The organism is Xanthomonas sp. NCPPB 4037, assembly GCF_041475695.2.
GTDB lineage: Bacteria > Pseudomonadota > Gammaproteobacteria > Xanthomonadales > Xanthomonadaceae > Xanthomonas > Xanthomonas campestris.
In genome coordinates, this window is the sequence record NZ_CM191261.1 from 995,299 (window position 1) to 1,017,884 (window position 22,586).

A 22,586-nucleotide genomic window follows, 5' to 3' on the forward strand; every position below is an offset into this window, starting at 1 on the left:
GAGCGCAAGGGTCCAGATGCAACGGACTGATCAATGCGTCGAGCATCGAACGTGCTGAGTTGGCAGCCACGCTTGCAAGGCGAGCGAAGCACGCGGCTCAAGTGTGTGTGACCCGAACCTCAACCGCTTTGCGGCACACTGTTCTCGGCAATGTCCTCAAACCAAAAACGGGCGCCTTGCGGCGCCCGTTCTTGTCTGCATGGCGATGTTTTGCCAATGGATCAGTAGCGGTAATGATCCGGCTTGTACGGGCCAGCCACGTCCACGCCGAGGTAGTCGGCCTGGTCCTTGGTGAGGGTGGTCAGCTTGACGCCGATCTTCTCCAGGTGCAGGCGGGCCACTTCTTCATCCAGGTGCTTGGGCAGGATGTAGACCTTCTTCTCGTAGCTGTCGCGCTTTTCCCACAGGTCGATCTGGGCCAGGGTCTGGTTGGCGAACGAGTTGGACATCACGAAGCTCGGGTGGCCGGTGGCGCAGCCCAGGTTCACCAGGCGGCCGTCGGCCAGCAGGAAGATCGCGTTGCCGTTGCCGAACACATACTTGTCGACCTGCGGCTTGATGTTGATCTTCTCCACGCCCTTGAGTGCATTCAGCGCATCGACCTGGATCTCGTTGTCGAAGTGGCCGATGTTGCAGACGATCGCCTGGTCCTTCATCGCCTGCAGGTGCTCGACGGTGATGATGTCCTTGTTGCCGGTGGTGGTGACATAGATGTCGCCGCGGCCCAGGGTGGATTCGATGGTGTTGACCTCGTAGCCTTCCATCGACGCCTGCAGGGCGCAGATTGGGTCGATCTCGGTCACGATGACGCGGGCGCCATAGTTACGCAGCGACGCGGCGCTGCCCTTGCCCACGTCACCGTAGCCGCAGACCACCGCGACCTTGCCGGCCAGCATCACGTCCATTGCGCGCTTGAGGCCATCGGCCAGCGACTCGCGGCAGCCGTAGAGGTTGTCGAACTTGCTCTTGGTGACCGAGTCGTTGACGTTGATGGCCGGGATCAGCAGCTTGCCGGCTTCGGCAATCTGGTACAGGCGGTGCACGCCGGTGGTGGTCTCTTCAGAGACGCCCTTCCAGTCCTTGACCACACGCGCCCAGTACCCCGGACGCTCGACAGCCACGCGCTTGAGCAGTGCCTTGATCACGCCTTCTTCGTGCGAGGAGGCCGGCTCATCGACCCAGGTGCTGCCGTTTTCGAGCTCATAGCCCTTGTGGATCAGCAAGGTGACGTCGCCGCCGTCGTCCACCACCAGCTCCGGGCCGGTCAGGGTGCCGTCGGGCAGGGTGAAGGTCAGCGCGTCCAGGGTGCAGTCCCAATACTCTTCCAGCGTCTCGCCCTTCCAGGCGAACACCGGCGTGCCGGTGGCGGCAATCGCGGCGGCCGCGTGGTCCTGGGTGGAGAAGATGTTGCACGAGGCCCAGCGCACATTGGCGCCGATGTCCTTGAGCGTTTCGATCAGCACGGCGGTCTGGATGGTCATGTGCAGCGAGCCGGTGATGCGGACGTCTTTCAGCGGCTTGGTCTGTGCATGCTTGCGGCGGATCGACATCAGGCCCGGCATCTCGTGCTCGGCGATGTCCAGCTCCTTGCGGCCCCAATCGGCCAGGGAGATGTCGGCGATCTTGTAATCGGTATGTGGAACGGTTTTTGCGACAGCGTTCATCAGTTGCTCCGGTAGGCAGGCGAATGTCTGCAATTCCGGGCGCCGTTTCACGAAAAATCCCTGTCGAGCCTGGCCGTTGTTGCCCGCACTTTTCGTGCAGGTGGCAGATGAATCTGCCGTACCGGTCGCAGCGCCCCTCGACGAGGGTCTGATTATATCGGCAGCACCCCCGTCCGGCATGAATTGCCGCCCACCCCAACCAACGACAGGGGGAGCCGGGCCGCCTGGCTGCTATGGTCCAAGCCTCATTCGACACCGGGGAAGGGCATGCAGGCGAGACGCACCAGGCGGCAGGGGTGGCAACGGGGCTGGGTGGTGTTGGGCTGGCTGGCGCTGAGCGTCCCGGCCCTGGCGCAGCCGGCGGCCCCGCCGACGTCCTTGCCGACCACCGGCTACCAGCTGCCCTCCAAGGCGCTACAGGCGGTAGTGGACGCGCCGCGCGCGCCGTTGCTGCAGCTGTCGCCGCGGCGCGACCTGGCCGCGATGCTGCAGCTGCCGGCGCTACCGGACATCGCCGAGGTGGCGCAGCCGGAGCTCAAGCTGGCCGGCGTGCGCATCCATCCCAAGACCCACGCCGCCAGCCGGTTCTCCTTCGCCAGCAAGCTGTGGCTGCTGTCGGTGGCCGATGGCAGCGAGCGCCAGATCGCGGGCCTGCCGGCGTCGTTGTCGCTGGCCGACCTGGCCTGGTCGCCCGACCAGCGCTCTCTGGCCTTCCGCCGCGAGGACGCGGCCAGTGGTGCCAACGAGCTGTGGGTGGTGGATGTGGCGGCAGGGCAGGCGCGTCGCCTGTTGGCCGACGTGAACACCAGCATCAACGACGAACTGCACTGGCTGCCCGATAGCAGTGGGTTGCTGGTGCAGCAGCAACTGCGTGACCAGACCGCACCGCCCGCCCGCGACGCGGTGCCGGCGGGTCCGGCGATCCAGCAGACCAGCGCCGATGCCGGCGTGCGCGCAATCCGCACCTATCAGGATCTGCTCCGTAACGAAGCCGATGCGCGGCTGTTCGAGTACTACGCCACCGCGCAGCCGGTGATCGTTGGGGTGAACGGGCAGGTGCGGCCGATTGCCGCGCCCGGGATCTATCTGCACCTGTCGGTGTCGCCGGATGGCCGCTACGTGCTGAGCGAGCGCAGCGAGCGCCCGTTCTCGTATCTGGCGCCGCTGGACGCGTTCGCGCGCCGCATCGAGGTGCTGGATCTGCAGGGCAAGCTGGTCCGCCAGATCGCGCAACTGCCGTTGGTGGAAGGCTTGCCGACCGGCAATGACGCCGTACCCACCGGCGTGCGCGAAATCGCCTGGCGCGCCGATGCGCCGGCCACCCTGGTCTGGGCCGAAGCCCAGGACGGCGGCGACCCGGCGCGCACCAGCGCCGTGCGTGATGCGGTGCTGGTGCAGGCCGCGCCCTTCAACCGTGCGCCGGTCACCCTGGCCAAGCTCGGCAGCCGGTTCGAGGGCGTGCAGTGGGGCCGCGGCGACCTGGCCATCATCAGCGAGAGCTAGTGGAAGACCCGCCGCACCAAACAGTGGCGCATCGCACCGGACCAACCACAGCGCGCGCCGGAACTGCTGTGGGACCGCTCCTCGCAGGACCGCTACAACGACCCCGGCACGCCGGCAATGATCGCCGACGGCAACGGCCATGCGCTGCTGCAGACCGATGGCAACAGCCTGTTCCTGCTCGGCAAAGGCGCTTCGCCGGAAGGCGACCGCCCGTTCGTGGACCGCTTCGACCTGCAGAGCAAACGCACCACGCGGCTGTTCCATTCGCAGGCGCCCACCTATGCCGCACCGATCGCGCTGCTGGATGCGCAGGGCACGCAGCTGTTGCTCAGCCGCGAATCGCCCGAGGAGCCGGCCAACTACTACGTGCAGACACTGGGCGACACGGCGGCCACGCCGCGGGCGCTGACCCGCTTTGCGCACCCGTTGCCGCAATTGCGCGGCGTGCAGAAGGAGCAGATCCGCTACAAGCGCAATGACGGCGTGGACCTCACCGCCACGTTGCTGCTGCCGCCCGGCTACGACCCCAAACGCGATGGCCCGCGGCCGCTGCTGATGTGGGCCTACCCGGGCGAGTTCAAGAGCGCCGACACCGCCAGCCAGGTCACCGACTCGCCGTATCGCTTCAATGCCATCAGCTACTGGGGCCCGCAGGCGTTTCTGGCGATCGGCTACGTGGTGCTCAACAACCCGGCCATGCCCATCGTGGGCGAAGGCGATGCCGAACCCAACGACACCTACCTGCCGCAGCTCATCGCCGATGCGCAGGCTGCGGTGGATGAAGTGGTGCGGCGTGGAGTGACCGACCGCGAGCACATCGCCATCGGTGGGCATTCCTATGGCGCCTTCATGACCGCCAACCTGCTCGCGCACACGCGCTTGTTCAAGGCCGGCATCGCGCGCAGTGGCGCGTACAACCGCAGCCTCACGCCTTTCGGCTTCCAGGCCGAGGAACGCAACTACTGGCAGGCGCAACCGGTGTATCAGGCGATGTCGCCGTTCAACTACGCCGACAAGATCAAGGACCCGCTGCTGTTGATCCACGGCCAGGACGACAACAACAGCGGCACGTTCCCGATCCAGAGCGAGCGCCTGTTCACCGCGATCAAGGGTCTGGGCGGCAACGCACGGCTGGTGATGCTGCCCAACGAAGCGCATGCCTACCGTGCGCGGCAGTCGATCCTGCACATGCTGGCCGAGAGCGAGCAGTGGTTGAAGATGACGCTGGGCGAGGCCAACGCCCCAGCCACTGCGCGCAAGCGCTGAAGCGCGCGTTACAGACGGCACCGCTCTACGGTGCCGTCATCGGCGCAATCGCTGCGCAACACCGCACACGCAAGGCGGCTCCACGTAAGAGCGCGCTTGCGCGCGATGAGGCATTGCCGATAACGCCCATCGCGCGCAAGCGCACTCCTACGACGAAGACATCTCAAGCGCCCGTCGACGCGATGGTTCAAGGTGAAACCGTCGCGACTGTCGCGATCATCTAATCCTTTTGGGTTAGTCTTCGACGACTTTGCGCTTGAAGAGGGTGTGCGTTTCCGATGAACGAGTACCGCAGCAGTCTTGTCTTCGCTACCCCCGACGTTCCCTTGCGCGACGATGTTCGTCGGCTCGGTGCCCTGGTCGGTGACCTGCTCGCCGAGCAGGTGTCTGCGGACTTCCTTGAAGAAATCGAACGCATCCGCACCACCGCGATCGCACGCCGCGAAAGCGATACGCCGCCCGCCGGCTTGCTGTCGCTGCTGGAAGGCCGCGAACCGCGCGCCGCCGAGGCCCTGGTGCGTGCCTTCAGTACCTATTTCCAGGTGGTCAACATCGCCGAGCGCGTGCACCGCATCCGGCGCCGGCGCGACTACCAGCGCAGCGGTACCGACACCCCGCAGCCGGAAGGCCTGCACGATGCGCTGCGCCGGCTCAAGGCGCAGGGCGTGACGTTGGACGAGTTGAGCGAATGGCTGCCGCGCATCGATGTGGAGCCGGTGTTCACCGCGCATCCCACCGAGGCGGTGCGCCGCGCCTTGCTTGAAAAAGAACAGCTGATGGTCGCCAGCCTGGTCGATAACCTGGATGGCATGCGCACGCCCAATGAGCGCGCCACCGATGCAGCGCGGTTCCGCATGGCATTGACCGCGTCCTGGCAGACCGCCGATTCCTCGCCGGTGCGCCCCACCGTGGAAGACGAGCGCGAGCACGTGGGCTTCTATCTCACCCAGGTGCTCTACCGCGTCATCCCGGTGATGTACGAAACCCTGGAACACGCCATCGAAGAAACCTATGGCAGCACGCCGGCATTGCCGCGCCTGCTGCGCTTCGGTACCTGGGTCGGTGGCGACATGGACGGCAATCCCAACGTGGATGCGCACACCATTGCCGGCACCCTGGACGCGCAACGGCGCGCGGTGCTGGACCGTTATCTCAACGAGTTGTGGCAGCTGGCGAGCCTGCTCAGTCAATCCACCACGCTGGTGGCGGTGAGCCCGGCGCTGAGCGCGCAGCTGGAGCGCTACCAGACGCTGTTGCCCGACGCCGCTGCACGCTCGCGGCCGCGCCACGGCGACATGCCGTACCGCCTGCTCAACGACCTGATGCGCGCGCGCCTGCAGGCCACCCTGGACGATGCCGACGGCGCCTACGCCGCGCCAGCCGAGCTGGAACACGACCTGCAACTGATCCTGGACAGCCTGCAGGCCAACAAGGGCTTGCACGCGGGCTGGTTCGCGGTGCGCCGCCTGCTGTGGCGCGTGCGCAGCTTCGGTTTCCATCTGGCGCGGCTGGATGTGCGCCAGGAATCCAGCGTGCATGCGCGCGCGGTGGCCGATGCATTGGGGCAAGCCGATTGGGACAGCCAGGACGCCACCCACCGTGCCGGTCTGCTCGGCCCATACGCAGCGGGTGAGCAGGCGTTGCCGCAGGTGGACGACGAAGGCAACGCGCGGCTGGATGCGGTGTTCGCCGCGCTCGCCGATGCACGCACGCGGCACGGTGCCGATGCGCTGGGCAGCTACATCATTTCGATGGCGCACAATCGCGCCGACGTGCTCACCGTGCTCGCGCTGGCGCGGCGTGGTGGCCTGGTCGATGACGCCGGTGCGGTGCCGCTGGACATCGTGCCGCTGTTCGAAACCGTGGACGATCTGCGCGGCGGCACCGGCACCGTGCAGGACCTGCTGGCCGACCCGGTGTATCGCCAGCACCTGCGCGCGCGCGGCGACACCCAGATGGTGATGCTGGGGTATTCGGACAGTGGCAAGGACGGCGGCATTGCGGCCTCGCGCTGGGGTCTGCAACGCGCCCAGGTCGAGCTGCTGGAGGCCGCCGCCGAACTCGGCGTGCGCCTGACCTTCTTCCACGGCCGCGGTGGTTCGATCGTGCGGGGCGGTGGCAAGACCACCCGCGCGCTGGATGCAGCGCCGCGCGGCAGCGTGGATGGACGCTTGCGCGTGACCGAGCAGGGCGAGGTGATCCATCGCAAGTACGGCATCCGCGCGCTGGCGTTACGCTCGCTGGAGCAGATGACCGGCGCGGTGCTGTTGTCCAGCCTGCGCCCGCGCGCGCCGGAGCCGCGCGAAGACGCCTGGCGGCCAGTGATGGATCTGGTGGCCGAGCGCAGCACCGTGGCGTATCGCGGTTTTGTTGGCGCGCCGGATTTCATGCAGTACTTCCGCCTGGCCACGCCGATCGATGTGATCGAACGCATGACGCTCGGCTCGCGCCCCTCGCGCCGGCTGGGCCAGGACGCGGCGTTGTCGAACCTGCGCGCAATTCCCTGGGTGTTTGCCTGGAGCCAGGCGCGTGCAGTGATCCCCGGCTGGTACGGCGTGGGCAGTGGCCTGCAGGCCGCGGTGGAGGCCGGGCACGAAGACAGCCTGCGCGAGATGGCGCAGGACTGGCCGTTCTTCCGTACCTTCCTGGACGACATCGCCATGGTGCTGTCCAAGGGCGATCTCAATATTGCCGAGCTGTTCTCACGCCTGGCCGGCCCGCTGCACGCGCGTTTCTTCCCGCGCATTCGCGACGAACTCGCGCTGACCAAGCATTGGGTCAAGACTTTGCTCGGGCAGCGCTCGTTGCTGCAGCACGACCCGCGCCTGGCGTTGTCGATCCGGCTGCGCAACCCGTACATCGACCCGATCAGCGTGTTGCAGGTGGATCTGCTGCAGCGCTGGCGTGCCACCGAAGGCGAAGACGAAGAACTGCTGCGTGCGCTGGTGGCATGCGTCAACGGGGTGGCGCAGGGCGTGCAGAACACCGGCTGATCCAACCGTTGGTCGGAGAGTGCGCGCATTCGGCAAGCGGGCTCTGGCGCAAACGGACAAATCTGTCCGATAATGCCGGCATGACAGCTCCCCGCCCCGATGCCGCGCTCCGCCGCCGGCAGATTCTCGACGCCGCCGACGAAGTCTTCAGCGAACACGGCGTCAACGCTCCGCTGGAACTGGTGGTGGAGCGTGCCGGCCTCGGCCGCGCCACGCTATACCGCAATTTTCCCGATCGCCTGGCCCTGATGACCGCGCTGATGGAGCGCGGCCTGGATGGACTGGAGCGGCTGGCGGCCGACCTGGGCGATCGCCCGGACGGTCTGGCCGTGCTGCTGCACGATGTGGCCGAACACATCGCCCAGTCCGCACCGATGGTGGATTTCTGGCGTTCGATCGAGCGCGCGCATCCGTCGGTGAAAGCGGTCGACCAGCGCGTGGTCGGCATTTTTCTGCCGTTCGTGCAGCGCGCCAAGCAGGCCGGCCTGTGCCGCGCGGATCTGGATGAAGAGCAGTTGGTCCTGGTGATGGACATGCTGGGCAGTTGCCTGCGTGGCAGCGACGAAGCCGAGCGCAAGCGGCTGGCACACCGCTCCGCCGATCTGCTGATGCACGCGCTGGGCATGCCGGTGCCGGTGGGCGGCACGCAATGACACCGGCCACGCGTGCGCGCATCGGCCGCTGGGCAGTGCGGCTTGCGGTGGTGGTGGCCGCCACCTGGGGCGGGCTGGCGATCTATTTCGCGCTCAGCGGCAATGGCGTGGTGCGCGCCGGGTGGGTGGCCTCGTGGTGCGCGATGGCGCTCGCTGCGCTGTGGGGCCTGCGGCGCCGGCGCGAGAACTGGGCGCTGGTGGGGATCTTCGCCGCCGCCTTCGTGGCGCTGGGCACGGCGTGGTGGCTGATGCAGCCCAGCCAGGACCGCGACTGGGCCGATGATGTCGCCCAGCGTCTGCGCCCGGAAGTGCACGGCAACCTGGTCACGCTGCACAACGTGCGTAACTTCGACTGGCATAGCGAAACCGAGTATCAGCCGCGCTGGGAAACGCGTCAGTACGATCTGGATCACCTGGTCAGCGCGGATCTGGCGCTGTCGTACTGGATGGGCCCGGCGATTGCGCACACGCTGGTATCGTTCGGTTTCGACGATGGATCGCATGTGGTGTTCTCGTTGGAGATCCGCAAGGAACGCGGCGAATCGTTCTCCGCGCTGGGGGGCTTCTTTCGCAGCTTCGAAGAGACCCTGGTGGCCGCCGACGAGCGCGACATCCTGCGCGTGCGCACCAACGTGCGTGGCGAGGACATGTACCTGTATCGCCTGAACATTCCGAAGGCCGGCCTGCGCCGCATGTTCATGGGATATGTGGGGCTCGCCAACGACTTGAACCGTGCGCCGGCGTTCTACAACACACTCACCAGCAACTGCACCACCATTGTGTTTGCGCTGGTGCGCCAGCTGCGGCCGACGTTGCCGCTGGATCATCGCCTGCTGTTGTCCGGCTATGCCGACGAATACGCCTTCGACCATCACGGACTGATGCCGGGCTATGACTTCGCCACGCTGAAGCAACGTGGACATTTCACTGCACGAGCGCACGCCGCAGACCGCGCCGAAGATTTCTCCGCGCGCATCCGTGCAGGCATGCCGCAGGCACCGGCAGCTGCATCTACAGCGAGCGCACACCGATGAGCCGCAGCACCTGGGCACGGCGCGCCGTGGCAGGCGTGGCCGTGCTGGCCTGTGTGTGGCTCAGCGGCTGCGCCATGGTCACGGTGAAGGCGCGCAGCAGCGGCGATTACATCGCCCAGACCCGCGGCGACATCCTCAGTGCCGGCACGCTCAGTCAGGCCGGCAGCGAGACGCTGCAAGTGGCCGGGCTGGATCCCAAGACCTGCCGCAAGACGCCACTGCCGTGCATCGAACAGCTGCGCACGGTGGCCGGCATCGGCGATGAGCGCCGGCTGGCCACCCAGGCCGAGCTGTGGATCACGCAGGCCATCGCGTTGAGCGGGCGCACACCCGCACAGATGAGCGACGCGGCATTGGACGCGTGGCTGGAAGCGGCGCGGCATGCGTACGCGTATCTGTTCTTCACCACGCGCGCCCCCAGCGAACGTGCCTTCGAAAACCGCCAGACCCAGGTGCGCGATTACTACAACTACGCCGTGCAGCAGGTGGTCGAACGCCTGTTCGTGCGCGCCCAGCAGGCCGGCGCCAGCGCACCTGCAGCCACCACGGTGGGGCGTTGGCGCGTGGATGTGGATCTGGCCGCCTACCGGTTGCCCGGCGATGGCAACACGCCGCGCGCGTTGTTTGCGGCATCGTCGCTGCGCTTCGGCGGGCTGCGCAGCACCTATCGCCGCGACGGCTTCGGTGCAGATCTGGTGGCCGAGGTGGACCCGGCGGTGGTCGGCGACCCGGCCGGCCTGGCCGTGCAGCAGGCGCCGCCCGCGCCAAAAGACCCGCAGCGGCCGTTGCCCACCTTCAGCGAGATGCCGTATGCACCGGCCACGGTCCTGCTGCGTTTTGCAGGCGACACGCTGGATGCGGTGCTGCACACCGACAGCGCCACGGTCGCGCCCTACGACCCGTATCGCCAGACCGCAGTGATGCTGCATGGCCAGCGCGTGCCGCTGGCCGCCAACTTCACTGCCGCGTACGGTCTGTGGCTTGCGAAGTCGGGCTTTGCCGCGCAGTCGCTGCGCTCGATGCTGGGCCGCGCGCGCGGCATCGATCGCCCGCATCTATACCTGATGCAGCCTTACGACCCGAACCGGCGCGTGCTGCTGATGCTGCACGGCCTGGCCAGCAGCCCGGAGGCCTGGGTCAATGTCGCCAATGAAGTGATGGGCGATGAAACGCTGCGGCAGCACTATCAGATCTGGCAGGTGTATTACCCCACCAACGCGCCGCTGGCGGTCAACCGCGCCGAAATCCAGGAACTGGTGCAACGCAGCCTGCGGCATTTCGACCCGCAGGGCGATGCGCCGGCCTCGCACGACATGGTGTTGATCGGCCACAGCATGGGCGGGGTGATCGGCCGCTTGCTGGTGTCTTCGTCCGGCGAGCAGATCTGGAACAGCCTGCTGGCCGACTACCGGCTGGAAGGCGAGCGCGGTGCGCGGATCCGGCAGAAGCTGTCGCCGCTGCTGCATTTTTCGCCGATGCCGCAGATCGACCGCGCGATCTTCATCGCCGCGCCGCACCGCGGCACGCCGTTGGCCGAAGGCGGGCTGGGGCGCTTCGTCGGCCGCCTGGTGCGCCTGCCGATCGCCTTGCTGGATCGGTTCGGCGATGTGCTGCAGGACCTGGCCAACAGCGAGCGCGATGCACCGGGCGAGCCGCAACGCAAGCGGCGCCTGTTGCCGCCGACCAGCATCGACAACCTGCGCGATACCGACCCGTTCGTGCGCGCGGCCGCGGATCTGCCGATCGCGCCCTCGGTGCGCTACCACACCATCGTCGGCCGCGAAAAACCGCAGGTGCCGTTGGCCATGTCCGACGACGGTCTGGTGCCGTATCGCAGCGCACATCTGGACGGCGCCGCCTCCGAACTGGTGGTGACGTCCTGGCATAGCGTGCAGGAAACGCCGCAGGCGATCCTGGAGATCCGCCGCATCCTGCACGCAGAGTTGCAGGGTGCGGCATCGTCGCCGGCGCCGGCTGCCGTGCAATCCGCGACGGATGCACCGCCCGATGCTTCGGCCCATTCGGCTGCCGACGCACCGACCGATCTGGCCACGCACTGACGGTCTGTCACGGCTGGGCAGTGCCTGGCCGGTCGTTGAGTGATGGTGTGCTGCAACACGTCGCACGGCGTCGGTGCCCCAGCAACGCAGGCTTCGGTGCATGCCTGCAGGCCCGGCTTAGCGCATTGTTTACCGCACCCGTGCTATCAGGCGGTTCCTCGAACAAGGAAGGTGCGATGCGCAAGACGCTGTCGGCAGTGCTGTGGGTGCCCATGTTGCTGCTGGGCTGCGGCCGCGGGGAGGGGCAGCAGGATCAGGTAGCCGCCGTGCCGGAATCGGCACCAGTGGCGCAGCGAGCGTCTGCGTCCGCGCCAGCTCCGGCAGCTGAGCCAGCCAGCAGCCCGGCAGTTCCCGAGTTCCCGGCCATTCCGCAGATCGTGGTGCCCGACATCGCCGGCGTAACTCCGGCGCAGCGCGCATTGGAAGCATCGCTGCAGGACATCCTCGACCCGATCGACGGCGTGCGCGTGGCACCGGCGCGCTGTGACACCGGCGGAACGCTGATCAACGATGCCGGCATTACCAGCGTGGATGCCGACGGCAATCTGCTGCGCAACAGTGCGGCTGGCCTGTTCGCGCTCAAGGCCGACGGCACTGGCACCGCCAACGTCGATGGCGGCCTGGTCCAGGTCAACGCCGATGGCAGCGGCACCATCAACAGCGACGATGACGGCCAGAGCGAAGGCGCATTGATCCAGGTCGAAGCGTCGGGCGCGGGCACCTACAACGGCCCGGCCGGGCTGATCAGCCTGGACGGCAAGGGCGCCGGCACCTGGAACGGCAAGCACGGCCTGGTGGACAACCACGGCGACGGTAGCGGCACATGGAACGGGCCGCGTGGGCTGGTGACCATCAACGCCGACGGTTCGGGTCTGTGGAACGGCCCCGATGGCCTGGTGCAAAACCATGGCGATGGCACCGGCACCGTGGGCACGCCGCCACGGCAGGTGCGGATGCCGCCGCTACCCAAGGTGCCGCCCGTGGGCCGGTTTCCGCTGCTGCAGAAGTTCGCGCCGCCCGGCGCGCCATGCGGGTATGTGATCACCTTGAGCGACCGCATCCTCTTCGACTTCGACAAGGCAGACATCCGCCCGGACGCGGCGCGCGTGCTGGACACGCTGGCGGCTGCGCTCGGCAAGGTCAGCGTCGCGCAAATGGAAGTCCGCGGGCATACCGATGCCAAGGGCGGCGATGACTACAACCAGGTGCTGTCCGAGCGCCGCGCCAACGCGGTGCTCGCCGCGTTGCGCACGCGCGGCACCGCGCAGTCTGCCAGCGCCAAGGGCTATGGCGAGTCGCAGCCGGTGGCGCCCAATACCGTCAAAGGGCAGGACAATCCGGGCGGGCGCCAGCTCAATCGGCGCGTGGAGTTGTTCCTGCGCACTTAGCGCAGCGATCAAAACGACTGCGCAGCCGCCAGGCGGGCGCGGCCGGTGCTCGGAATCCTCAGGTACTGGCGGACACTCCGGTTCTTCCGCGCCGTCCGCACCCACCTGACGGCTTCTCGCTACGTTTTGGTAGCCACGCTTAGTGGACTACGCCGCGCCACGCATCGCTTGCGTGCGTGGCAGCGGTGGGCACGTTTTGCGTGACTCGGCTTCGATGCGCGCCTGGTGTCATCACTGCGTTGCGGCTGTAGCGAATTGCAGGTTCCATCCAGGCTGACTTGCATCAGACCGTCTGAGATGCGGAAGCGCATACATGCGCTGTCATGGGAATTCACGACTGATCCTGCAGGCACTGCCGGCGTCGCGCATGCTCGCGGTGATGCTCTTCTGTCTCGCAAACAGCAAACAGCAAACAGCAAACAGCACGCGGCGGCGGTGCATCAGCGCATCCACTACGCAATGCAACTGCGGATCACGTCGCCACACCGAATTCCTCAAATAGAGACCTGGTATTCATCAAGCTTCATGCACGCAAACCGGCGATGCGGTCTTTCTCATTGCAGGAGCGATGCGAGCGTGACCGCTTGCGCACTTCAACGGCGCACGCCACCTGCCGCGCCCTCGACTATGCGTAATTCTGCATTCCCCGCGCGTGTTTGCACCGCATCGCGCACGCGTCACCGCACTGAAATATGCCCCGACCACCATGCGCCGCGCCTGCTTGCAGGTGATGCGCCGAGGAGCCGGCTGCGTCGAGTGCCCCCACTTCCCGGTGGTCGTCATGTAGAGGCATGGCGGGCCGCTGCACATTTGGATCTTTCATGATGCGTCGTTGTGTGTTGTTGCGTCCCTCGCGCCTGTCGCAGGCGCTGTGCTTCTCGTTGTGCATCGTGGGTGGCCATGCCGCCGCGCAAGACACCCAGGCCAACGCGCCCGCGCAGGGCCAGATGGCCACCTTGGACAAGGTCACCGTGGCGGCCACGCGTTACAACGCGACCGACATGCAGATGGCCGCCACCAACACCGTCAATGTGCTCTCGGCCGACGACCTCAAGACCACCGCGGTGCACAACGTGGCCGAAGCGCTGGGGCTGATGCCTGGCGTCAATGTCATCAACACCGGGCAATCGTATTTCGGCGGCATCGACGGCGCTGCGCGTGGCGAGGGCATGTTCTCCTCGGTACGCGGCCTCAATGCCGAATACAACGTCAACCTGATCAACGGCGTCAACGTCGCGCAAGGCATGCCGTACAGCCGCGGCGTGCAACTGAGCCTGCTGCCACCCTCCGGCTTGCAGACCATCGTGTTGAACAAAACCTCCACCGCCGACATGGATGGCGATGCGATCGGCGGCACCATCGATTACCGCACCCCCAGCGCGTTCGATTCGCCAGACCGCCAGGGCGGCAGCATCACCCTGAGCGGGCGCATGGAAAGCCGCGCGCGTGATTACGGCGATTCCGGGCTGGGCAGTGGTGCCGCCGGCGATTGGCATGCGCGCTTCGGCGCCGATGGCCAATTCGGCGTGGCGGTCAGTGCGTATTACGACGAGCGCCATTTCGTGAACAGCGAAGTGGCCGGCGCCTCTGCCGCGCGCAGCGATGGCTCCTGGGAATTTGCCCGCACCGATGCCAGTGGCGCGCTGGCGGCAGGCACCGATCCGCAGGACGCGTTGCAGAGCACCGGCGTGAACATCGGTTATTCGCAAGGCGATACCCGCCGCTACGGTGGCAACGCTGCATTCGACTGGCGCGTGGACCCCAGCCTGCATCTGTACGCACGCATGACCTACGCGTTTGCCAAGACCGAACAGAACACCGGCTACACGCAATTTGTGCCGGCCAATGTCAGCTATACGCAGATCGGTACCAGCGGCATCTACCAGCCGCAGATCAATCGCGTGGCCGTGCGCTACTGGTACGAAACCAACCCGGAAGAAGCAGACCTGGCCACCATCCAGTTCGGTGCCGAGAAACAGCTGGGGCACTGGACGTTCGCACCGAATGTGTTTTACGGCACCGGCAATAACGATCGCCCGGACCATGTGGAAATTTCCGCGCGCAATGATCAATACAGCTCCACCAACTTTGCCTACGGTGCCAACCGCTTCATCAGCTACGACGGCGACGGCTTCCCGATTCCGTTGCTGACGCCGGCGATGCAGGCGCAGGCCTCGGATGTCGGCAGCCTGTTTGCACGGCGGACGGGGCAGATCTCCAAGCAATACAGCGGCCAGGACAAGGGCGGCGGCAAGCTCGATGTGAGCTACGACTTCGACGACGGCGTGCTGAGCCGGATTGCATTCGGCGTGAAGTATGTGGACAGCTCGCGCAGCTTCACCGACCGCGACTGGACCAACGCCAAGTACACCGATGGCACCTTGCTGCGCGATACCGGCCTGGTGGCGCAGCGCTACGATGCGGTGTACCCGGGCCAGTACGCGCTGCCCACGCTGCGGCTGAGCAACGATGCCCTCAATGCCTTGATCGCGCGCACGCTCACGCCGGAGAGTTTCGACAGCTGCGGGCGGCTGGCGGTCAACAATCTCAACTGCAACACCATGCGCGCCACCGAAGCGGTGAGCGCGGCCTATGTGATGGCCACGCTGCGCACCGGTAACTGGGAAATCCTCCCCGGCCTGCGTTTTGAGCACACCAGCATCGACAACACCTTCTGGGCGCAGCCAGCCGCGGTGGGCGGCGTGGAGCAGGCGGGCGCCTTTGCCAACAACCAGACCCGCTACAACGTGGTGCTGCCCAGCGTGTTCGTGAATTACCGCCCCGACGGCGATGGCGCGGTCTATCGCGGCTCGGTGTGGACCAGTTACACGCGCCCGGCCTTCGTGCAACTCGGCGGCGGCCGCTCCACCGATATTTCTGCCGATGGCCAGACCACCATCACCGAAGGCAACCCGGATCTGAAGCCGATCAAGTCGCTCAACGTGGATCTGTCCGGCGAGTGGCAGAACGATGCGGGCGGCCACGCCATGCTGGCCGGCTACTACAAGCGCCTCACCGACTACATCTACGAGAGCGGTTCGGACGCCGCCAACGCTGGCGAGAGTGGAACCGCCAGCACGCGTTTCGTGCGCCCGCAAAACGGTGGCGACGGCCGCGTGCTCGGCATGGAAGCGGCAGTGCGGCAGACCTTCCAGGGCTTGCCGGCACCGTTGGACGGTTTCGGCATCGGCGCCAACGTGACGCGCCAGACCACGCGGGTGGATCTGGGCGAGGAAGGCTTCGCGCACGAACGCATCCAGAACGCGCCGGACCTGCTCGCCAACGCCGAGGTGTTCTACGAAAAAGGCCCGTGGTCGGTGAATCTGAGTTACCACTATTCCGGCGAATACGTGTCGGTCTACGACTACCTCAACCAGGGCGCGCGCTGGGACAACCTGTGGATCAAGCCGATCAGCCGCGTGGACCTGCACGTGGGCTACGCGCCCACCGACCATCTGCGCGTGGACCTGTCCGTGGCCAACCTCACCAAGCAGCACAGCTACTGGGCGCACGTGGGCCACGACAACACGGCCATCTCCGACATCGTCGATTCCGGCATGACCAGCCTGGTGACGGCCAAGTATGTGTTCTGATCCCGCTGCAGTGGTGGTTGCAGAGTTGGAGTCACTAACGACGTTCGCGTGCAGGCCAGCGCGGCTGCGGGCCGCTGCAGCTCTTCTGCGCTGGCGAACGCTCGGCGTGCTGCTGGTGGCCGCGCTGTCGCTGGGCTGTACACCACGACCGACCCCGGCGGCGTCCGCTGCCAGCGCGACCTTGGAACGGGTGGTGGTGGTGTTCCGGCACGGCGTGCGTGCGCCGCTGCAAGGCGAAGCGGCTGCGGCGCATTACGCCGACGCACCCTGGCCGCAATGGTCCACGCCAGCGAGCCTGGTCACCCCGCATGGCCGCAAGGCGGTGCAGCTGAGTGGCGAGTATCTGCGGCAGTGGTTGATGCAACAGGCGCTGCTGCCCCGCAATGGCTGCCCGGCGCCGGGTAGCCTGACGGTCTGGGCCAATACCGACCAGCGCACCATCGACAGTGGCGCGTTGCTGGCCGACGCCCTGGCGCCTGGCTGCAACGTGCAGGCAGGGCATCGCGCGGTCGGGAGTAACGATCCGCTGTTCCGGCCGATCGAAGCCGGCGCTGTGCCCTTCGATGCGAACGCGGCGGTTGCAGCGATCCAGCGTGAAACCGGCGGCCCGGCCGCCTTGCTGCATGGGCATGCCGCGGAATTGCAGGCCTTGCAGCAGATCCTGGGCTGCACCAAAACACCTTGTGACTTTGCGCGCATGCCGTCCACCCTGAAGCCTTCGGCGGACGGTCGCGGCCTGGCGCTGGGCGGGCCGATCGACCTGACCTCCGGCACCGGTGAAGTGCTGCTGTTGCAATACGCCGAAGGCATGCCGATGTCGCAGGTTGGCTGGGGGCGCGCCACTCCCGAGCGCCTGGCGCAAGTGTCGCGCCTGCACGCGCTGCTGTTCGACATCTACGCGCGGCCGCATTACATGGCCTCGCGCTCGGGCGCGCCGCTGGCGCGCGAGGTGCTGCAGCGCTTCGGCGACGCGCAGGCGCCAAAGGTGTCTGTCTTCGTCGGCAGCGACACGCATATCGCGGCGTTGAGCAGTCTGCTGGGCGTGCACTTCCATCTACCCGGTTATGGCGCAGACGATCCACCGCCCGGTGGCGCGTTGGTTCTGGGTTTGTGGCGCACGCCCGACGGCCAACGCAGCGTGCGCGCGCAGTACCTGGCGCAATCACTGGACCAATTGCGCACATTGGCACCGCTGGATCTGGACCACCCACCGTTGCAGCAGACGTTGGCGTTAGTCGTTTGCGCTGGTGAGCAGCGGATGGCGTGCCCGTTGCCGGCCTTTACGCAGGCGCTGGAGCGGCAGCTGCAGCCCTCGCTGTGAGGTGATGGAGTTGCGTTGGCTGCGTGCCCGCATTCTTGGGGCGATGCTGCGTGGCCGGCATTTTGCAAACGGATGATCCACGCGGTTTTTAGCCTCGACTGCTAACGAGAGCTACTGGTGCGCACATGCGTGTTGGCTTCAGACCTCTCGCGAGATAGAGGCTGCGTAGGGACCTACACCGACTAACAATGGGCATGCCCAGCCCGTTACATGCGCAGCGTCTTTGATGACGGATGCGCGTGCGCAATCCCCGGTAGCTCCCGTGCGCGACGTTGGTCGATACGCGCGGCGCCGCATCCGGGAGCGGGACACGCCGTGAATCCGTCCATGGAGGCTCGGTAGCGGCATCCATGCCGCTACACGGCCCCGCTCCCGGACGCGACGCCGCGCTGCCAAGCCGTGCCATGGCTGATCGCACCGCGAACATCTCTTCGATCAAGCGCGACGTGTCCGAATTCCGCTGTTTATCAGGGCGGCATCGAGGCGAATTTTTTGCCGGCGAAGGTCGCGCTCCAAACATCGCTACGCCGATACGGAACAGATCGGTCTGCGCTGACCCGCTGGCCGCCATCAGCGCGACATGTCTGTGGCCGGGTGACGCCGCTACGTTGGCGATCGCCTGAAAACCCGGCAACGCCGTTCCTTCCGCCATCGACCACAACCGGCGGTGCTTGTGCGCGTGCCGGCGCGGGACCCTATGCGGCATGGATGCCGCATAGGGGCCTACATGGACGTACTTGCGGCGTGTCCCATGCCGGCATGCGTGCAAGCGCCTTCGTTGTCCGAAGCCGTCGCACATCACTGCCAGACGTCGCGCGTAAGACTGTGCGGTGTACGGCACGGCAACCGAAGACGGGGCACGCCGCGCCTGCATCGCCACAAGCTCGCCAACGATGTCCATGCCGCCAAAACGCAAATGGGCCGCATCAGCGGCCCATTTGCATTACCAAGCACGCTCCCGAGGGAGCAGCCGGCTTACTTCAGCTTTGCAGCAGCGCGCAGCGCTTCTGCACGGTCGGTCTTTTCCCACGAGAACGACGTTGCGCTGTGCTGCGCGCCGGTGCCGTCGGTGTAGGTGAAGTCCTTCGGCTTGCGGCCGAAGTGACCGTAGGAGGCGGTCTGCTGGTACATCGGGTGGATCAGGTCGAGCATCTGGATGATGCCGAACGGACGCAGGTCGAAGTGCTTGCGGATCAGCTTCTCGATCAGCTCGTCGGCGATCTTGCCGGTGCCGAAGGTGGTGACCGAAATCGAGGTCGGTTCGGCCACGCCGATGGCGTAGGAAACCTGCACTTCGCAACGGTCGGCCAGGCCGGCCGCCACGACGTTCTTGGCCACATAGCGCGCCGCATAGGCTGCCGAACGGTCGACCTTGGACGGATCCTTGCCCGAGAACGCGCCGCCGCCGTGACGGGCCCAGCCGCCGTAGGTGTCGACGATGATCTTGCGACCGGTCAGGCCGCAATCGCCCACCGGGCCGCCGATCACGAACTTGCCGGTCGGGTTGATGTGGAACTTGGTGCCCTTGTGCAGCCACTTGGCCGGCAGCACCGGCTTGAGGATTTCCTCGCGCACCGCTTCGATCAGGTCCTTCTGCTTGACGCCCGGGTCGTGCTGGGTCGACAGCACCACGGCGTCGATCGCGGTGGCAACGCCGTCTTCATAGCGCAGGGTGACCTGCGACTTGGCATCCGGACGCAGCCAGGACAGCGCGGAGTTCTTCTTCTTGCGGATCTTGGCTTGCTGCTCGACCAGGCGGTGCGACAGGTGGATCGCCGCCGGCATGTAGCTGTCGGTCTCGTTGGTGGCATAGCCGAACATCAGGCCCTGGTCGCCGGCACCCTGCTGTTCGGGGTTCTTGCGGTCCACGCCCTGGTTGATGTCCGGGGACTGCTTGCCGATCAGGTTCAGCACACCGCAGGTCTCGCCGTCGAAGCCGACATCGGAGCTGTTGTAGCCGATATCCAGGATCACCTTGCGGGTCAGCGCTTCCAGGTCGATCCAGGCACTGGTGGTCACTTCGCCGGCAACGATCGCCACACCGGTCTTGACCATCGTCTCGCACGCCACGCGGGCACGCTTGTCCTGGGCCAGGATGGCATCCAGCACTGCGTCGGAGATCTGGTCGGCGATCTTGTCCGGATGGCCTTCGGAGACCGATTCGGAGGTGAACAGGTAGCTGGACATCAGGCTTATATCCCTTAATTCGGATGAAAAGATGGGTGCGGATGATACACGCCCACGGTGACCGTTGCATTGTGCGCCTGAACGGGCATCGGTGGGGTTAAGCCACGTCGATTGGCCGCAGCGGCCAGGGCGAGGGTAGGTGATTTGCACCTGCATGCGGGGCCGGTGTCAGACATCCCCGCGTCGGGCTTCGGCGGCACCGCGCAAGCAGGTTCGGCCTGCTAGCATCCGGCGATGGATTCCTTGACCCAGATCGTACTCGGCGGCGCGATTGCCGCCGCCATCGCGCCGGCCGGTCAGCGCCGTGCGGCCTTGCTGGCCGGCGCTGCGCTGGGCACCTTGCCCGACCTCGACTCGCTGGCGCTGCTGCCGCTCACCGACGACCCGGTGACCCTGATGACCGTGCACCGCAGTGTCAGCCATTCGCTGTTCGTGCTGCCGCTGGTGGGCTGGCTGATCTGGTGGCTGTTTCGGCGCTATGGCGACGGCCGCGTGGCCAGTGCGCCCAAGCGTTGGTTCTGGGCGATCCAGCTGGCCTTGATCACCCATCCGCTACTGGATGCCTTCACCGTGTACGGCACCCAGCTGTGGTGGCCGCTGCAGCCGCATCCGGCCATGTGGTCGAGTGTGTTCATCATCGACCCGGCCTACACGCTGTGGCTGCTGCTGGCCTGCGCGGTGGCCTGGTTTGCGCGCGCACGGCCGCTGGCCCAGCGTGCGTTGGTTGCCGGGCTGGTGCTGAGCTCGGCCTACCTGGGCTGGTCGCTGCTGGCCAAGCAGCTGGTCGACCAGGAGGCCGACCGCGCGCTCGCTGCGCTGGGGCTGGGCGATGCGCCGCGCTTCTCGGTGCCGATGCCGCTCAATACGCTGCTGTGGCGCGTGGTGGCGATGACGCCGAATGGCTATGTGATTGGCGAGCGTTCGCTGGTGGCCGATAGCGGCCCGATGCAGTTTCGCGGCTTTTCCAGCAATACCCAGGCGCTGGGCGAGGTGGCCGCGTTTGACTCGGTGCGCCGGCTCACCTGGTTCAATCGCGGTTTCATGCGCGCACGGCTGGTCGACGACGACCTGATGCTCAGCGACCTGCGCATGGGCCTGGAGCCGGACTACAACTTCAACTTCGTGGTCGCCCATCGCGATGATGGGCAATGGAAGCCGATCATGCCGCGCCAGGTCCAGGCGGCGTACCGTGCGCCGGTGGCGCGCGACCAGATCGGCGCGGTGCTGGCACAGATGTGGCACCGCATCTGGCACGCGCCAACCGGCAAGGCGCTGACCGGCGATCTGGACGACAGCGCTGCGCCGGCCTCGGCCAAGGTGCAATAACACCGGTCTCGTAGCGGGTTTCATGCGGCTGCGCGGCGCATGGGCGATGTGCCACGCATGCCGATGCGATCAGGTGTGGCTGCATCTGCGGAAAGGTGATGAGCCTGCTGGCGTGCGCTGTGTGGTCTCGGCGCGGCGACCGCAAATACGGTCAACCGGCTCAGGCGGCAGCGTGCAGCGGCGGCGGCACGCCGGCAATCAAGGCGTCGAAGTAATCGCGGGTCAGTGCGAGCTGCGCCTCGGGCGTTTCGGCGCGATTGACCACCGCGCGGAAGTCCGCACTCTGCGGATGATCCTTCGCATACCACCCCAGATGCTTGCGCGCGATGCGCACGCCCTGCGGCTGCCCGTAGAAGGCGTGCAGCGCTTCCAGATGCCCGAGCAAGGTGTCGCGCACGAAGGCCAGCGATGGCGGCGGCAGCAACGCGCCGGTCGCCAGGTAATGCGCCACCTCGCCAAAGATCCACGGCCGGCCCTGCGCAGCGCGGCCAATCATCACCGCGTCCACGCCGGTGTCGCGCAGCACCTGTGCGGCCTTCTGCGGTGAGTCGATATCGCCATTGGCGATCACCGGAATCTGCAGAGCGGCCTTGATCTGCGCGATGGTGGCGTACTCGGCCGTACCGGTGTAGTGCTGGTCGCGGGTGCGCCCATGCACGGCCAGCGCGGCGATGCCGCAATCCTGCGCGATGCGTGCGATGGTCGGACCGTTGCGGTGGTCGCAGTCCCAGCCGGTACGGATCTTCAAGGTCACCGGCACATCCACCGCACGCACCACCGCGCGCAGGATGCGTGCCACCAGGTCTTCATCGCGCATCAGCGCCGAGCCGGCCCAGGCATTGCAGACTTTCTTGGCCGGGCAGCCCATGTTGATATCAATCAGCTGCGCGCCGTGGTCGACGTTGTAGCGCGCCGCTTCGGCCAGCTGCTGCGGTTCGGTACCGGCGATCTGGACGCTGATCGGATCCGGCTCGCCGGCATGGTCCATACGATGCAGCGATTTGCGCGTGCCCCAGAACCGCGGATCGGAGATGGTCATCTCCGACACCGCCAGGCCCGCACCCAGCCGCTTGCACAGCAAGCGGAACGGCTTGTCGGTGACGCCCGCCATGGGGGCCAGGATCACCTTGGGGGCGATGGTGTAGGGGCCGATCTGCATGCGGGCATTGTAGCTGGGGTGGGGAAGTGAGTCGGGAATGGGGATTGGGGAATCGTAAGAGCGCTTGCGGGCTTCGGCCTGAGCGATCGCTAGGAGTCGTTCGAGCGATGTCGGCGTGATTGGCAAAGTGCGACGTGTAGAGGACGACAGTGGCGGGAGTATTGGTTGGCCGTACCTCACTCCAGCTGTGCTGTGGAGTTGACTGTCTTCCGTCGTACCCTCACCCCAACCCCCGCTTCGCGCCCCTGCCCTCGCTTGTGGCGCGGGCGCTCCAAGGCACACGCGCCACTGGCGCGTAAGCAGCGCCTTTTCGCCCCGAGGGGAGAGGGGCTTCTCCATCATTCTCCCCTCGGAAGAAGGTGGCGCGTCAGCGCCGGATGAGGGTACGGGCGCCCGACGCTGCATCATGCCTCGCCTCCTTACCCGAGCGACTGTCCGA

The 22,586-nt window shown here is 66.5% G+C and carries 12 protein-coding genes, 1 other RNA gene, 1 pseudogene and 1 riboswitch; of the genes and pseudogenes, 11 read left to right on the top strand and 3 right to left on the bottom strand.

Going from position 1 to position 22,586, the window contains the following annotated elements:
• Positions 1-221 precede the first annotated feature (221 nt).
• Positions 222-1,664, bottom strand: a complete 1,443-nt coding sequence (gene ahcY / locus ACCQ01_RS04370) for an adenosylhomocysteinase (protein ID WP_223647508.1) — start codon at positions 1,662-1,664, stop codon at positions 222-224.
• A 30-nt stretch (positions 1,665-1,694) separates the two neighbouring features.
• Positions 1,695-1,809, bottom strand: a riboswitch (S-adenosyl-L-homocysteine riboswitch).
• A gap of 122 nt (positions 1,810-1,931) precedes the next feature.
• Between ahcY and ACCQ01_RS04375 the strand changes: the two are divergent.
• The 10 genes and pseudogenes from ACCQ01_RS04375 to ACCQ01_RS04420 all read left to right on the top strand — a co-directional run bounded on the left by ACCQ01_RS04375 (position 1,932) and on the right by ACCQ01_RS04420 (position 18,098).
• A pseudogene (locus ACCQ01_RS04375) lies at positions 1,932-4,433 on the top strand (S9 family peptidase).
• A gap of 278 nt (positions 4,434-4,711) precedes the next feature.
• Entirely contained in the window at positions 4,712-7,426 is a 2,715-nt protein-coding gene (gene ppc, locus ACCQ01_RS04380) for a phosphoenolpyruvate carboxylase (RefSeq protein WP_228431557.1), read from the top strand.
• An 80-nt stretch (positions 7,427-7,506) separates the two neighbouring features.
• Entirely contained in the window at positions 7,507-8,079 is a 573-nt protein-coding gene (locus ACCQ01_RS04385; protein WP_014506704.1) for a TetR/AcrR family transcriptional regulator, read from the top strand.
• Positions 8,076-9,113, top strand: coding sequence for an Lnb N-terminal periplasmic domain-containing protein (locus tag ACCQ01_RS04390; protein ID WP_228431558.1), 1,038 nt, complete (start codon positions 8,076-8,078; stop codon positions 9,111-9,113). Before ACCQ01_RS04385 ends, ACCQ01_RS04390 begins: the two co-directional genes overlap by 4 nt.
• Entirely contained in the window at positions 9,110-11,173 is a 2,064-nt protein-coding gene (locus ACCQ01_RS04395; RefSeq protein WP_228431559.1) for an esterase/lipase family protein, read from the top strand. Before ACCQ01_RS04390 ends, ACCQ01_RS04395 begins: the two co-directional genes overlap by 4 nt.
• A gap of 176 nt (positions 11,174-11,349) precedes the next feature.
• Positions 11,350-12,561, top strand: a complete 1,212-nt coding sequence (locus tag ACCQ01_RS04400) for an OmpA family protein (RefSeq protein WP_487247912.1) — start codon at positions 11,350-11,352, stop codon at positions 12,559-12,561.
• A 60-nt stretch (positions 12,562-12,621) separates the two neighbouring features.
• Positions 12,622-12,696: non-coding RNA, sX9 sRNA (locus ACCQ01_RS04405), on the top strand.
• 686 nt (positions 12,697-13,382) lie between these two features.
• Complete coding sequence (locus ACCQ01_RS04410) at positions 13,383-16,154, top strand: TonB-dependent receptor (RefSeq protein ID WP_228431561.1); 2,772 nt, start codon at positions 13,383-13,385, stop codon at positions 16,152-16,154.
• Positions 16,144-17,475: a histidine-type phosphatase gene (locus tag ACCQ01_RS04415; protein ID WP_267131984.1), complete on the top strand. Its 1,332-nt coding sequence runs from the start codon at positions 16,144-16,146 to the stop codon at positions 17,473-17,475. The genes ACCQ01_RS04410 and ACCQ01_RS04415 overlap by 11 nt, the downstream gene beginning before the upstream one ends.
• A gap of 404 nt (positions 17,476-17,879) precedes the next feature.
• Positions 17,880-18,098, top strand: coding sequence for a hypothetical protein (locus tag ACCQ01_RS04420; protein WP_228431563.1), 219 nt, complete (start codon positions 17,880-17,882; stop codon positions 18,096-18,098).
• 352 nt (positions 18,099-18,450) lie between these two features.
• Here the strand turns inward: ACCQ01_RS04420 and metK are convergent, their stop codons facing one another.
• Positions 18,451-19,662, bottom strand: coding sequence for a methionine adenosyltransferase (gene metK, locus ACCQ01_RS04425; protein WP_011269998.1), 1,212 nt, complete (start codon positions 19,660-19,662; stop codon positions 18,451-18,453).
• Positions 19,663-19,896: 234 nt separating this feature from the next.
• On the opposite strand from metK, the gene ACCQ01_RS04430 reads away from it, so the two are divergent.
• On the top strand, positions 19,897-20,988 hold the full coding sequence (locus tag ACCQ01_RS04430; protein ID WP_228431564.1) for a metal-dependent hydrolase: 1,092 nt from the start codon (positions 19,897-19,899) through the stop codon (positions 20,986-20,988).
• 160 nt (positions 20,989-21,148) lie between these two features.
• Here the strand turns inward: ACCQ01_RS04430 and dusB are convergent, their stop codons facing one another.
• The gene (dusB, locus tag ACCQ01_RS04435) at positions 21,149-22,147 is read right to left on the bottom strand and encodes a tRNA dihydrouridine synthase DusB (RefSeq protein WP_228431565.1); all 999 of its coding nucleotides are present in this window, start codon (positions 22,145-22,147) and stop codon (positions 21,149-21,151) included.
• Between the last annotated feature and the right edge of the window lie 439 nt (positions 22,148-22,586).

What these genes read in the sequence shown, in the direction of transcription:
- ahcY (WP_223647508.1), bottom strand. Translation starts at nt 1,664, where the DNA reads ATGAACGCTGTCGCAAAAACCGTTCCACATACCGATTACAAGATCGCC.
- ppc (WP_228431557.1), top strand. Translation starts at nt 4,712, where the DNA reads ATGAACGAGTACCGCAGCAGTCTTGTCTTCGCTACCCCCGACGTTCCC.
- ACCQ01_RS04385 (WP_014506704.1), top strand. Translation starts at nt 7,507, where the DNA reads ATGACAGCTCCCCGCCCCGATGCCGCGCTCCGCCGCCGGCAGATTCTC.
- ACCQ01_RS04390 (WP_228431558.1), top strand. Translation starts at nt 8,076, where the DNA reads ATGACACCGGCCACGCGTGCGCGCATCGGCCGCTGGGCAGTGCGGCTT.
- ACCQ01_RS04395 (WP_228431559.1), top strand. Translation starts at nt 9,110, where the DNA reads ATGAGCCGCAGCACCTGGGCACGGCGCGCCGTGGCAGGCGTGGCCGTG.
- ACCQ01_RS04400 (WP_487247912.1), top strand. Translation starts at nt 11,350, where the DNA reads ATGCGCAAGACGCTGTCGGCAGTGCTGTGGGTGCCCATGTTGCTGCTG.
- ACCQ01_RS04410 (WP_228431561.1), top strand. Translation starts at nt 13,383, where the DNA reads ATGATGCGTCGTTGTGTGTTGTTGCGTCCCTCGCGCCTGTCGCAGGCG.
- ACCQ01_RS04415 (WP_267131984.1), top strand. Translation starts at nt 16,144, where the DNA reads ATGTGTTCTGATCCCGCTGCAGTGGTGGTTGCAGAGTTGGAGTCACTA.
- ACCQ01_RS04420 (WP_228431563.1), top strand. Translation starts at nt 17,880, where the DNA reads ATGGCTGATCGCACCGCGAACATCTCTTCGATCAAGCGCGACGTGTCC.
- metK (WP_011269998.1), bottom strand. Translation starts at nt 19,662, where the DNA reads ATGTCCAGCTACCTGTTCACCTCCGAATCGGTCTCCGAAGGCCATCCG.
- ACCQ01_RS04430 (WP_228431564.1), top strand. Translation starts at nt 19,897, where the DNA reads ATGGATTCCTTGACCCAGATCGTACTCGGCGGCGCGATTGCCGCCGCC.
- dusB (WP_228431565.1), bottom strand. Translation starts at nt 22,147, where the DNA reads ATGCAGATCGGCCCCTACACCATCGCCCCCAAGGTGATCCTGGCCCCC.